Source organism: [Bacillus] selenitireducens MLS10 (assembly GCF_000093085.1).
Lineage (GTDB): Bacteria > Bacillota > Bacilli > Bacillales > Salisediminibacteriaceae > Salisediminibacterium > Salisediminibacterium selenitireducens.
The window spans coordinates 1998590-2012625 of record NC_014219.1 but is presented as its reverse complement, the minus strand read 5'-3'; the positions used below and the strand labels follow the sequence as shown (position 1 = coordinate 2012625).

Sequence of the window (14036 nt, the reverse complement as noted above, 5' to 3'; positions counted from 1 at the left end):
TTTCATTACACATTTGTCATTAACACAGTGATGCATCGTACTGGTCGTTATGACACAGAGCTCATGTCAAAACGTTCAGTATACTCGTTAATTGTATGCCTCATTTCACATATTGTCAAGCACTGTAAGAAGAAGGACGAAGCGGATTTGACCGCAGTTTTCGATTGTAAAAAGCACTGCCAAGATTCCTTTCGTCTATTACGATTTCTCACATATTCAATCTCAGATGTCTCGACAAGGATCTGCCTGTTTCTGATCTTTCACCTAGAACAAATATCATTCCATAAGATTCGCACGCAGTCATGCCATGTATAAAGAAAACCTGGCTTCTCGACAAGCCTCAATGGTGAAAGCCTTAGTTGCACTTATACGATCATCTTTTAACGGAGTTAAGCATTACTATCGTACGAAGAAAGCCGGATGATGCATTTCGCATCATCCGGCCCAGTCTATCATTCGAAAACCCGCATCATCATTTCAGATCAAGCGGTACATCTTCCCCCTCAAGAGCTTCATCCTCCGCCGGGGCAGGAACGTCCTGAACATCCAAAAGTCCGTGGTGTTCTCGGATCTTCCGGTCAATCTCACTTGAAACTTCATCATTTTCTTTGAGAAATTGCTTTGCATTTTCACGCCCCTGACCCATTCGGTCACCATCATAGGAATACCATGCACCACTCTTTTGGACAATATCAAGATCAGATGCAATATCAAGAATCGATCCTTCACGAGAGATTCCTTCTCCGTACATAATGTCCACTTCAGCCGTCTTAAACGGCGGTGCCACTTTATTCTTTACAACTTTCAATTTTGTTTTATTCCCGATCATATCATTTCCCTGCTTAAGGGTTTCAGCTCGACGGACTTCAAGGCGGACTGAAGAATAAAATTTCAGTGCACGTCCGCCAGGTGTCGTTTCCGGATTTCCGAACATGACACCGACTTTCTCACGAATCTGATTGATAAACATAGCGATTGTCTTCGATTTACTTACAGCCCCGGACAATTTCCGAAGCGCCTGAGACATAAGACGCGCCTGAAGCCCTACGTGAGAATCACCCATTTCACCTTCAATCTCCGCTTTCGGTACCAAGGCAGCTACGGAGTCAACAACAATCATATCAACTGCGCCACTTCGGACAAGTGCTTCTGCAATTTCAAGTGCCTGTTCACCCGTGTCCGGTTGCGAGAGGAGTAAATTATCGATATCAACTCCGAGTGCCTGCGCATATTTCGGATCAAGTGCATGCTCAGCGTCTATGAATGCAGCTGTGCCGCCATTTCGCTGAACTTCTGCGATCGCATGAAGGGCAACGGTTGTTTTACCTGATGATTCAGGACCGTATACTTCAATGACACGTCCTCGGGGATATCCCCCTACACCCAGGGCAATATCCAATGCAAGGACGCCTGAAGATATTGTGGAGACGCGTTGTTCCGCCTGCTCTCCCAATTTCATAATCGATCCTTTTCCGAACTGTTTCTCAATCTGTTTTAAGGCCATATCAAGGGCCTGTTTACGATCTGACATGCAATTCTCTCCTTTTTTTCTGAAAAGGGAGACGCGTCCTCCCGATTTTCAGTATAATACACACATATTTTCGCACAAACGTTCGTTCGAATTTAATTATAATGCGAAAAATCCCCCTTGTCAAAGAAAAGGTGGATTTTTCGCAAAATGTTTATTTTCGTTTCGGTCTTGGTTTCGCAGGTTCCAAATTGATTTTCGCGCCACTGACACGCTGATACTTTAAGCCTTCATAAACGAACGGTGCGACTTCTTCAGGCACCTCAATGAACGTGAAGTTCTCAAAAATATCAATTTTTCCAATCGCTTTCGGGCTGATCCCAACAAGTTTAGCCACTTCATCAACCAGCTTTTTCGGCGTCATGTCAACATTCCGTCCAACATTGATAAAGAAACGGGTCATGCCTTTTTGGGCTCCTGTTTCACCGAAATTATAGGTCTCTTTACTGATCTTCTCGTCATGACTGTAAAAAGCAAGCTTCATGAGAGCCGTAACGACTTTTTCAGGCTGATAGTGATCCAAAAGGTCTGTAACAATTGCGTCGTAATGACTGACCCCTTCATCATCATTTTCAATCATATCAATAACCTGACTCTTCCAAACATCCTGTTGCTTTTCAATCACTTCTTCAACAGAAGGAAGGTTTTGGGAAGGTATCTTCATTTTTATTTCGTTTTCAATCGAACGGAGATGTTTCATCTCACGAGGAGTCACAAGCGTCAACGCAATACCCTCTCGTCCGGCTCGACCAGTTCGGCCAATACGGTGAACATAACTCTCAGGGTCCTGAGGAATGTCATAGTTTACAACGTGAGTCACATTTTGTACGTCAATGCCGCGTGCAGCAACGTCAGTTGCAATCAGAAAATCGATTGAAGAATCACGGAATTTTTTCATGACTGAATCACGCTGGGATTGTGTCAAATCACCGTGCAGGCCATCGGCACGATATCCCCGCGCCTGAAGTGCTTCAGCGAGTTCAGAAACACCTTTCTTCGTACGGCAGAAGATGATCCCGAGATCTGTATTCTCACTGTCAATGAGACGGCACAGTGAATCGAGTTTATTTTTCTCAAGCACTTTATAATATACCTGATTAATCGAAGGAGCTGTTACCTCACTTTTACTGATGGTCACCTGCTCCGGGCTGTTCATGTATTTATTGGACAGCTTACGAATTGGCGGAGGCATCGTCGCGGAGAATAAAAGCGTTTGACGCTCTTCCGATGAAACCTGTATGATTTTCTCGATATCTTCGATGAATCCCATATCGAGCATTTCATCTGCTTCGTCGAGAACGAAGGTATGAATTTTACTGAGATCCAATGTCTTTCGATTGACATGATCCAGAACTCGCCCTGGTGTACCAACAACGATATCTACGCCTCGTTTCAGCTGCTTGATTTGCTGACCGATCGACTGTCCGCCGTAAACGGGCAACGTCTGCACTTTCTGAAACTTGGAGAGCTTCTGAATCTCACCTGCAACCTGAATCGCAAGTTCGCGCGTTGGTGTTAAAATAATCGCTTGCACATTTTTCGTCCGTTTCAGCTTTTCAAGAATCGGAATCCCGAAAGCTGCTGTCTTACCGGTACCTGTCTGTGCTTGTCCGATCAAGTCGTTTCCTTCTAAAATTGTCGGAATAACTTTTTCCTGAATTGGAGACGGGGCTTCAAATCCCATTTCCTTGATTGCTCGCATTAAACTCTTTGAAATATTAAACTCTTCAAACGTCATCATTCTTTTCCATCCATCCTTTTTCTTCTATTCATTTAACAAAAATGTTCGCAAATAGAAACAGCCATATTTCACCGTTCGGTCCTGAATATTCTCTCGACTGCCTGCCAGCTGAAGACGATGCACCTCATCCCGCTTTCCATCGGTAATGCTGATGAATACGGTTCCCGGGGGATGACCTTCAAGTTCATCAGGACCCGCAACTCCTGTAAAACTGATGGCGATATCGGTATTAAACAGTCTTCTGCTGTTCTCGGCCAGTTTCCGGGCGCATGCTTCACTCACAACACCCTCGGACTGTATCAGTTCTTCAGGGACTGACAAGACCGTTTCCTTCACTTGATTACTATAACACACTATCGAGCCGGGAAAAACAGAAGATACTCCCTGAACAGAAGTTAATGCCGAAGAAAACAGCCCCCCTGTAAGGCTTTCCGCTGCAGTGACGGTTTTTTTACGACTTTGTAAAAGTTCAACAACCTGCCTTACAAGCGGGGTTTCACCGATACCGATGAAATAATCGCCAATCCGATCAAGAATCGTGTCCTGAAGCTCGTCCAAGGCAGCCCGGTTTTTTTCAGTGTCTTCACCTTTAACCGTTAACCTGAGCATGACTTCGCCCATGCTCGCAAGTGGTGCCATCGTCGGATTCGTTTGCGCTTCAAACAAATCATCAAGCTTTTCAGCAAGCATGGATTCGCCTATATCAAAAAAACGCAATACTCGTGATTCAATCTCCTCGGTTACATTCAACATCGTTTTCAAATACGGAAGTGCAAAATCGCGGAACATCGGGATCAGTTCGTTGGGCGGTCCTGGTAAGAGCATGACTTGACTTTTCCCAACTGGAACAACCATTCCGCAGGATAAGCCATGATGATTCGGAAGGATTTCAGAACCTTTGATAACCATTGCCTGCTTTCGGTTATTCTCAGGCATGACCCGGTTCCACTTTTGATAATAATCGATAATATTCTGTTCCGTCTCCTCGTCGTATACAAGATCCCGGCCGGTAAGGCCCGCGAGTATTTCCTTCGTCAGATCATCCTTTGTCGGCCCCAATCCGCCTGTACAGATCACGAGATCAGAACGGGCTGCTGCCTGCTTGAGTACATCACGGAGTCTGTCCGGATTATCCCCGACAGCGACGTGATGATAAACGTCGATCCCGAGATAAGATAGTTCCTTGGAAATGTGTGATGCATTGCTGTTCACAATTTGTCCGAGCAATAACTCGGAGCCAATCGCTACAATCTCTGCGTTCATTCGGATCGCACCTCCATGTATACGTTTATTGTTCCGATTTCAGGACATGTGTATTTTTCATAAAGTAATCAAACCCGGAATACAGCGTAAGTCCAACTGCCAGAACAATCATCAGTGTATCAAACGGCAGTCCGACTAATGCAAAACCGACATTATGCAACAAAATCGCAGCGATGCAAACAATTTGGCTGACCGTTTTCCATTTACCCCACTGACTCGCAGCAATGACCTCGCCTTCACCCGAGGCAACAAGCCGGAGTCCAGTAACGGCAAACTCTCTTGTCAGAATCACAACCGCAGCCCACGCAGGAAACAGTTCAAGGCCAACCAGTGATACAAAGGCTGCTGTGATAAGCAATTTATCCGCCAAAGGATCCAGGAATTTGCCCATGTTTGTAACCAGTTCGTATTTCCTTGCATAATAACCGTCAAGCCAGTCAGTCGCAGCCGCAATAATAAAGATTACAGCGGCAATAAAATGATGAACCGGAATGTCTGCCCCAAGAATCGCCCATGAGCCAAAGTCAAACGGTGCAAGCAAAAAGACCATGAAGATCGGAATTAAAACAATTCGTGATATCGTAATTTGATTTGGTATATTCACGAATGTCCCCCCTTTTCTATATATCTTTATTCACATATTGTACCATCTTCGTACATTAAATAGCATTTGGAATTTCAAATAAAAACAGTTTGTTTAGAAAGTTACTGCATGTGCCCGTCATGCATAGGTGCCTAAGTGTCACTCATGGTAACAGAAACATAAACTCCGACATACAATATCATGATCAATTTAGAGAAAACAATGAAAAGAACGGTCATAGACCGTTCTTCAGGATACAGAGTCCTCGTGCAAGATCAATATATTCTGCACATCGTTGTCGCTTTGGTATTCGAGGGGGATATCATTGACAAGAATTTCAGCCGTGTGAATAAAACCCAAACGGATCAGAATTTCTGATTCTCCTGTGAAATCAAAGGAAATTTCATCTCCATCTCCATGAGTATCAGTGTGGACCGTCCCCGAATCATCGTTAATCTGAATCCAGCTCCCGCCTGAGAAAATCATCTCCAGGTCAAAAGAATCTGCATCCGACAACGAATATACATATTGACCGGCATCATTTAATTCAACAAACTCAAGAGATGGATCAATGATCTCTTCTTCTTGAGACTCTTCTTCGCTGGCGTCGGTTTCTTCAGTATTGTTTCCATTTGAAATACTGTTATCAGGTTCCTCAGTTTCTCCCGTGTCTTCTTCATCATTGTCTTCATTCAGATCATCGGTAATATCCACCGAAGGCTGGGACTGCTGCTCTTCTCTTGTTGAAGAATCATTATCCGAACTGTCGCCCAGATTTGTGAACCAAAGCGTACTGACAATCCCAATCAGAAACAGCAGGACGATCAATGATGGCAAGAGCCTTGAGAAAGCAGAACGCTGTTTAACAGGCCTCGACTTGGGACGGTCGATCCTTGGAGGAAGATCTCCGCTTTCTTTTTTGGCTTTAGGCAGTTCACCCGCATGCTCTTCAAACACCTGGTCAACCGAAAGACCGACGGCTTCACAATAGCTTTTTACAAAGGCACGGGCATAAAAGTCTCCTGGCATCTTGGAGAAATCCCCGTTTTCAATCGCCTCGAGGTAACGTTTTTGAATTTTCGTCTTCTGCTGTAATTCGTCGAGAGATATTCCTTTTTCTATTCTGGCATTTTGTAGACGTACACCTAATTCAGACAATTCAAACACCTGCCATCTAACTGATATCAAATGACGAAAAGCCTGATTCCACCTGTTCATAGGTGATCTCTTCGTTCTCATCACTTCTCAGTTCGATTATATAATCAAAATCATCGAGCGTATATTCTGTTTCACGGACAAAAATATCCGGATGCTCTACCACTTTAGTCGATGGGAGACGCATCATTTCAGCCACCAGCATCCTGTGCCGTTCACTTGCTCTCATCGTCGAGACAATGCCATCGATAATATAAATATTATCCTCGCTCATCTCATCATCTGCCAACTGGCTTCGGATCGTTTGCCGAAGTAATGTGGATGACAGAAATGACCACCGTTTGTTTGCACAGACACTCGCTGCAACAATGGACTCTGTTTTCCCCACTCTCGGCATACCACGGATCCCGACAAGCCTGTGACCATCTTTCATAAACAGTTCCGCCATGAAGTCGACAAGCACACCCAGCTCATCCCTGACAAACCTGAATACTTTTTTCTCATCACGGTCGCGGACGATATAGCGGCCGTGTCTGACAGCCAAGCGATCCCTAAGCTTTGGTTCCCTAAGCTTATGAAGGGTAATAACATCCATGGTGTTCAAAATATAACGCAGTCGCTGAATCGATTCGTCACTTTTCGTTTTGATCAGCATACCGCGATTTGAATTCTCCACACCGTTGATCGTTATGATGTTAATCTTCAGCATCCCAAGTAAAGACGCCACATCACCTAAAAGACCAGGGCGGTTCTGATTTATATGGTATTCCAAATACCATTCTTTAGCTTCCATACGCTCCCTCTCTTTCTCATCTGTATTTTGGTCGTTATTCGCATCTTTTCGTTACTTATAATGATAATGTATTTTTCAGCCGAATTAAAGGAAAATCCCAATATCACAAAAGTTCACACGATTGTATGATTCATCAGCCTCTGTACCAACCGCCATTGAGCCCGATAATTTGGCCGTTTATGTATGAAGATGCATCATCAAGAAGAAAACAGACCGTGCGTGCCACATCTTCAGGACTCCCAAACCGCCCGGCCGGGATTTCATCCAGAATGGATTGCTTTTCTTCATCCGAATATCCCTGGACCATTGGTGTATCAACAAAACCAGGTGCAATCCCGTTAACGCGGATACCTGAAGGGGCGAGTTCGTCACTGAGTGCCCGTATTAAGCCATGCTGGCCTGACTTGACCGTTGAGTAGAGAACTTCCATCGCTGAACCTGTCTGTCCCCATATTGAAGTGATGAATAAAATAACGCCATTTTTATTGTTAATCATTTCCGTGACAACCTGTCTTGTGAGCATCATGGGAACGATAAGATCTGCGTTCACCTGATTTTGTATACTTAGCAGTGTCTCATCCTGAAACAAGCCCGGAAAATCATAACCTGAACAGTGTATAACTGCCTTTGGAGCCGGTAAGCCGCGAAAGGCTTCAAGACTGGTATGAACGTCTCTGAAATCCGCCTGAATCAGTTCAATGGATTGATCCGGATAGCGAAGTTGAAGATCTTTGAGCGGTTCAGCGTTCTGCCGGTACTGCAAAACAAGGTCCGCACCTTCAACAGCGAGGGATTCGGCGATTGCAAGCCCGATTCCCCCGCTCGCACCTGTGATCCATGCAGATGAAATCATCTTTCTTTCTCCGGCAACACGAAACAGACTGCCAAACGGTTTTCAAGATCCATGTGGTCTTTCATGATATCTTCCACTTCTTGAAAACGGAGCGATTCCAAAGCAGGAACCCCTTCAAAGAGATCGATACCCAAAAAATGATAGCGTGTAAATTGATTGGCGATAAATTCAGGGGAATTTAATGACCGGAGAAACTGTCCCAATTTTTGTTTACGGATCCGTTCAAAAGAAGTTTCATCAAGACCTTTTTCCAATGCCTCTTTCAGCATGCTCTTTAACGTTTCAGCCAGTACTTCCGGCTTTTCAGAATCTCCCCCGACGACAGAAAAACCAAATCCTTCTTCGTGTGTAAAATCATATCCGAAGCTGTCATCAATCAGACCCTGCCGGTACAGTTTGGAATAATTTTCACTGCTCTGACCGAAAAGCAAATCCATCACGATCTCCATGGCCAGCTCGTACTTCAGGAGATCCTGACCAAATAATTCTTGTCGATGATCTTTAATTCCCAAAAGGACTTTGCCAGTCTGAACAGGCATTTCAACGGTAACTGTTTTTTGATTGACTTCTGCAGGCTCTTCAGTAAACAGATTTCTCGGTGTTTTCTCCAATCGGTCAAAGGACTTGTTGTTCTGATTATTTCTGACAAGTGTCATCATTTCATTCTGATCAACATTCCCGACAATGAATAAAGCCATATTCGCGGGATGATAAAATGTTTCATAGCAACTGTAAAGAAGGTCTGCCGTAATTTCATCAATGGATTCAACGGTTCCTGCAATATCGATGGCGACCGGATGCTTCTGATACATCGCTTTTAGGAGACCAAAGAAATTTCTCCAATCCGGATTATCTTCATACATCCGAATTTCCTGACCTATGATCCCTTTTTCCTTTTCAACTGATTCTGAAGTGAAATACGGTTTTTGTACAAAATCGAGGAGCGTCTCTACATTTTCGTTAACCATTGATGTGCTTGAAAACAAATACGCGGTCCGCGTGAAGCTCGTAAAGGCATTTGCAGAAGCGCCCTGCTTACTGAAAACCTGAAACACATCCCCATCTTCATCTTCAAACATCTTATGCTCAAGAAAATGTGCGATCCCGTCAGGGACGGTCATGGGGTCTTTCTGACCGATCGGGGTAAAGGAGCGGTCCATCGAACCATATTTGGCAGTAAACGTGGCAAATGTTTTACGGAAGCCGGGTTTAGGAAGAATGAACACTTCCAGCCCGTTTGGGAGGGTCTCTTTATAAAGCGTTTCATCCAGCTGTTCAAATCTGATCGTCTGCATTATTCTTCCACCTTCCCTTTTAAAAAATACACCGTATCGAGCTTAATCTTCTCTGCAACCCGAATAATATCCGCTTTTGATACGTGATCAAGCTCTGTAAACCAGGTATCCAAAGCTTTCGGGGAATCCGTGAACTCGTTGTTATAAGCAAGTTCAATGCGCCCACGCTGGGAATCAAGTGTTTCGAGCCAGCGGTTCTTAAGAACAGAGCGAGTTTGTGCCATCTCTTCTTCAGAGATCTCTCCAGCTCTGATGCTTTCAAGCTGTTCGAAAATAATCGTTTTCGTCTTCTCGACCATATCTGATTGAATCCCTGCCACCACAATCATCAGCCCCTTAATGTTCTCAAGCTGACTTGCAGCATAATATGCAAGGCTTTCTTTTTCACGCACATTAATAAAGAGTTTCGAGTGTGAGAATCCACCCAAAATACCATTCATCATCAGCAGTGCGAAATAATCATCATCCCCGTAGGTAATTCCCGTTCGAAAACCGATATGGAGTTTCCCTTGCTGGATATCCTGTTCTTCGGTGATTTCGCGAACTGTATTAGGAACGCCAGAGTTTTTCGGGATTGCAGGTACCTGTTCGCCCTGTATTCGTTCACTGTTGAAAAAGAGATCACAAAGTCCCTTCACCTCGTCAAACGTCATATCTCCGGATACATATAAGTCGAGCTGATCATTTTCAAGCCATTGATCATAGTATGCCGTAAGGCTCGATACGTCCGTCTCTTCCACCGACTCCAAAGAACCATATACATGTGTGGAAAAATCTTCTGTCGCGCACATTTCTTCAATCAGTCTTTTGTTGGCATAGCGCATTTTATCATCGTAAATACTGGCTATTTTCTGTTTTAATGCCCTTTTTTCTTCATCCACAGCGGCATGATTTAAATCATCATTAGCTTCCCGTTTCGGAGCAAAGATCATCTCACTGAACAAAGATACGGCACTTTCTGTAAGTGGCGGCGCATCTTTGAGAAATTTCTCATTCGGTACATCCAGTCGAAATGAAATAATATGGTGTTCACCTTTTTTATAGACATCCACAGCCGTTGCGGTGCCGTAAAGCTCCTCGAGTGCTGATCGAAAAGCGATTCGGTCCGGCTTGGAAACCGTCCCGTCCTGAAGCACTTCAGCAAGCAAAGCGCGTTTCGAAGCATCTGTTGCTTTAAGTGGTGCACGGGCCTGAAGAATAAATGTATTAGTCTTATACGTCTTCGTCGGCATGAAATGCACTTTCATTTTTTCCGTGTAAAATAGCTGTTCATCAAGTTCCATCATCGTTAGCAGTCCTCCGCTTCAGCTCTTATTTCTGACTCACCTTTACAAATCAACCCGCTCCTGAGCAGTTCAGACGAGCGGGTCACGGTTTTGTGTACAGTTAAAAAACGCGCTTTCTGAGCACATGGAATTTAAACTTATCTGCCCTGAAATAGTTGATGGAATAAAGCACCGGCTGGTCCTGATCATTGTAGTGCATCTGTTTGAGGACAAGCAGAGCCGTTTCCGGTTCACAATCCAGAATATCAGAGACTTTTTCATGGTATCCGATGGGTTCAATTTGCGTCATCGCATAGGCAATCGACGTACCTGACTGCTCAAGCTGAACAAAGATGGACTGGACTTCCTGATTCATGTTGTCTGGCAGATGATTACTTGGCACTTTATCCAGGCAATAGACAACCGGCTCGCCATCTGCAGTACGAACGCGCTCAATCACCGCAAGTTCATTCAAATGATCATCGAGAAACCGGCGCTGGTCTTCTTCAGACGCTTTTTGAACCGTCGTTGACAAAAAATTAGTCCCCGGCTTCTTTTTCCCCCGCCGAATCATATCTGTGACACTGAACAATTCTTCAATACCGGATGAGAAAAGGGGCTTGGCGTTAATAAATGTCCCTACACCGTGCCTTCTTACAATTACATTTTCGTCTTCAAGCATCCGGAGCGCTTCTCGGAGTGTTGCCCGGCTGACTCCCAGTTTCTTGGACAGTTGAAATTCAGAAGGAAGCCGTTCACCTGTTACATAAACCCCTTTGTCAATATCCTCTTTTATCCGGTCAATCACTTGCAAATATAATGGTCTTTGATCAGATCGAATCATCACATTTCCTCCCGCTGCACGTTTTCTGACCAGTTACGGTGACTGATCAGACATCTAACAGATATTTTCTTCATTCAATGTAACATGAATACGCTTTAGTCACTACTCTTTTGTGCCATTAATTCCATGGTCAGACGAGTGTTCTGACTCCTCAGACGGTTTACTCACAAGGACTTCCCGCGGCTTGCTGCCCTCGTAAGGTCCCACCACGCCTCTGACTTCCATCTCATCAATCAGTCTGGCCGCCCTTGCATACCCGACTCTGAAGCGCCGCTGAAGCATCGAGACTGAAGCAGATTGCATATCCGTGACCAGTGCAACTGCATCAGGATAGAGGTCATCTTCCGCTTCACCGGTTGGTTTTTTGTCTTCCACCTCTGCCGGGATCATTTCTTCAGCATACTGCGCTTTTTGCTGCTCAATACAGTGTGACACGATACGTTCCACTTCATCATCGGACAAAAATGCCCCCTGGATCCGGGTCGGCTTTGATGCACCAACCGGCACAAAAAGCATATCCCCTTTGCCAAGAAGTTTTTCTGCCCCATTTCCATCAAGAATGGTTCTCGAATCTGTGGAACTCGACACGCCAAAAGCGATTCTTGATGGGATGTTTGCTTTGATTACGCCTGTAATGACATCCACAGATGGCCGCTGAGTTGCAATGATCAAATGAATTCCTGCTGCTCTCGCCATTTGGGCCAGTCTGGTAATCGCGTCTTCCACTTCCGAAGATGCAACCATCATCAGATCTGCCAATTCATCAACAATCACTACGATATAAGGCAGTGGCGCATAAGCCTCTGCTTCATCCCGTTTCATGTTCTCTTTTCGAATGTAGTCGTTATAGCCTTCAAGATTACGGGTTCCGGATGCTGCAAACAGTTCATAACGCCGCTCCATTTCGCTTACCACTTTCTTAAGTGCCTGCGCAGCCTTTTTAGGTTCTGTCACAACCGGAGCCAGAAGGTGAGGAATACCATTATACACATTCAGTTCAACCATTTTCGGGTCGATCATCATCATCTTGACCTCATGCGGCTTTGCACGCAAAAGTATACTGACAATAATTCCGTTTATACAGACACTTTTACCGCTGCCGGTTGCACCGGCTACAAGAAGATGGGGCATCTTATTAAGCTCTGCAAGTATGGCACTGCCTGAAATATCTCTGCCAAGTCCGATGGACAAGGGGTTGCCTTTGTCCTGAGCCAACCCTGCATCCAGTACTTCACGCAAAGTAACGAGGGATACTTCCTGATTCGGAACCTCAATACCGATTGCAGATTTGCCGGGAATCGGCGCTTCCATCCGGATATCTTTCGCTGCAAGGGCAAGTGCCAGGTCATCCGTTAAATTGACGATCTTACTGACCTTTACCCCTTTATCCGGATAGACTTCATATTTCGTAACAGAAGGACCTAGGTGAACTTTGGTCACTTTCGCCTTAACACCGAAGCTTTCAAGGGTTTCTTCCAGTTTACGTGCATTTTTTGACAACATCGAATGTTCTTTCGACTGGTTTGGTTTCCCACCGGATTTCAACAAATCAAGAGGAGGAAGCAAGTATTCTTTATTCTCCGATTCCCTGACTACAAGATGGGCCTTATCGTCAGACACCGTTTCAAGATCTTGCTCGGTTTCTTCTTCCGGCTTCTTGTCTGATGAATGTTCTTCCTCTGATATTTCCGCTTCAGGCGTTTCATCGTGAATTTCTGCAACGACATTCGATTGACTGCCTGACACACGTTCTGTGAAATCAAGTATTTCAGGTTCCTCTTCAACTTCTGTCCCCTTAGCTTGATCGTCCGGCGTCTGTTTTCGAAGTTTTCTGTCCTTCAGTCGTTTGATGATGGATGTCATACTTCGCTTTGTCTGTCTGCCCGCAGCCTGCAGCCATGCTTTAGGCCCGTCTTCATGCTGCAATATCTCGATAAATGTTTTTCCTGTTAAAAACACGACCGCTGCAATCATTAAACCTCCAGCGAATACGTAAGTTCCTGCTGTGGAAAACAGCGCATGGGTTGCGGAAAAAAGTAAGGCACCAGTCATTCCGCCTCCCGCTGTATCGGCTGCCGATGCTGCAGCTGATGGGCTACCGGTTAACAAGCCCCAGGTTTCTCCGAGAATACCGCCTTCCATTGGTGCTGTCTGACTTTGCCAAGCGGCATAAGCGCGCCCGTGACTGATTAAGAGAATCGAAATCAAAAGCAGATAATAACCTAACAGTTTCCTGTTCCACAGAGGTGGCAGTTGGCGCTTTATCATCACATACAGTGCAAATCCGATAAACGTCAGGATAAAAAGCATTTTCCAGTTCCCGGCCAGGAACCGGAAAAATAAATCAATCCATCTGCCAACAAGTCCAAGTTCAAACAGTGCGATTATGCCAATAACGATCATAAACATTCCTGACAGTTCAAACCTCAGTTCTCTGATCCATCCCGGTTTTTCTGCTTTAGGCTGATTCACAGATTTCTTTCCGGATGCAGGACTTTTTTTTCCTCCTGAAGCAGGCTTCTTACCTGTTGACATATTCACACCTCCTTCTTCAATGGTCGTTTTCAATTATGTAGTTGCCGGATTAGCGGCCGGCTCTTGTCTTCAGACTATCTGCAATCTGTCTGCACCTCTTCAGAAAGCATGAATGACAACACTATCATAACATAAAATGTATGTCTTTGAATTTGGCAACCTTCACAAAATCTTATTTTTT

11 protein-coding genes are annotated in these 14036 nt (G+C 44.7%); all 11 read right to left on the bottom strand.

Features of this window, described 5'->3' with window-relative positions; all coding sequences use genetic code 11:
- Positions 1–472: 472 nt before the first annotated feature.
- Positions 473–1531: a recombinase RecA gene (gene recA / locus BSEL_RS09280; RefSeq protein WP_013172742.1), complete on the bottom strand. Its 1059-nt coding sequence runs from the start codon at positions 1529–1531 to the stop codon at positions 473–475.
- 151 nt (positions 1532–1682) lie between these two features.
- Entirely contained in the window at positions 1683–3269 is a 1587-nt protein-coding gene (locus BSEL_RS09275) for a DEAD/DEAH box helicase (protein WP_013172741.1), read from the bottom strand.
- A gap of 24 nt (positions 3270–3293) precedes the next feature.
- A complete protein-coding gene (locus BSEL_RS09270; RefSeq protein ID WP_013172740.1) occupies positions 3294–4532 on the bottom strand; it encodes a competence/damage-inducible protein A in 1239 nt (412 codons plus the stop codon).
- Positions 4533–4557: 25 nt separating this feature from the next.
- Positions 4558–5136 (bottom strand): CDP-diacylglycerol--glycerol-3-phosphate 3-phosphatidyltransferase, encoded by a 579-nt coding sequence (gene pgsA / locus BSEL_RS09265; RefSeq protein ID WP_013172739.1) that lies wholly within the window; start codon positions 5134–5136, stop codon positions 4558–4560.
- Positions 5137–5364: 228 nt separating this feature from the next.
- Positions 5365–6273: a helix-turn-helix domain-containing protein gene (locus tag BSEL_RS09260; protein ID WP_041581865.1), complete on the bottom strand. Its 909-nt coding sequence runs from the start codon at positions 6271–6273 to the stop codon at positions 5365–5367.
- 16 nt (positions 6274–6289) lie between these two features.
- Positions 6290–7063, bottom strand: a complete 774-nt coding sequence (locus BSEL_RS09255; protein WP_013172737.1) for a DUF3388 domain-containing protein — start codon at positions 7061–7063, stop codon at positions 6290–6292.
- A 133-nt stretch (positions 7064–7196) separates the two neighbouring features.
- Entirely contained in the window at positions 7197–7916 is a 720-nt protein-coding gene (gene ymfI / locus BSEL_RS09250) for an elongation factor P 5-aminopentanone reductase (RefSeq protein WP_013172736.1), read from the bottom strand.
- Positions 7913–9211, bottom strand: a complete 1299-nt coding sequence (gene yfmH, locus BSEL_RS09245; protein WP_013172735.1) for an EF-P 5-aminopentanol modification-associated protein YfmH — start codon at positions 9209–9211, stop codon at positions 7913–7915. Before yfmH ends, ymfI begins: the two co-directional genes overlap by 4 nt.
- Entirely contained in the window at positions 9211–10497 is a 1287-nt protein-coding gene (gene yfmF / locus BSEL_RS09240) for an EF-P 5-aminopentanol modification-associated protein YfmF (RefSeq protein ID WP_013172734.1), read from the bottom strand. The genes yfmH and yfmF overlap by 1 nt, the downstream gene beginning before the upstream one ends.
- 100 nt (positions 10498–10597) lie before the next feature.
- Entirely contained in the window at positions 10598–11323 is a 726-nt protein-coding gene (locus BSEL_RS09235) for a GntR family transcriptional regulator (RefSeq protein WP_041581862.1), read from the bottom strand.
- A 99-nt stretch (positions 11324–11422) separates the two neighbouring features.
- Positions 11423–13855, bottom strand: coding sequence for a DNA translocase FtsK (locus BSEL_RS09230; protein WP_013172732.1), 2433 nt, complete (start codon positions 13853–13855; stop codon positions 11423–11425).
- Between the last annotated feature and the right edge of the window lie 181 nt (positions 13856–14036).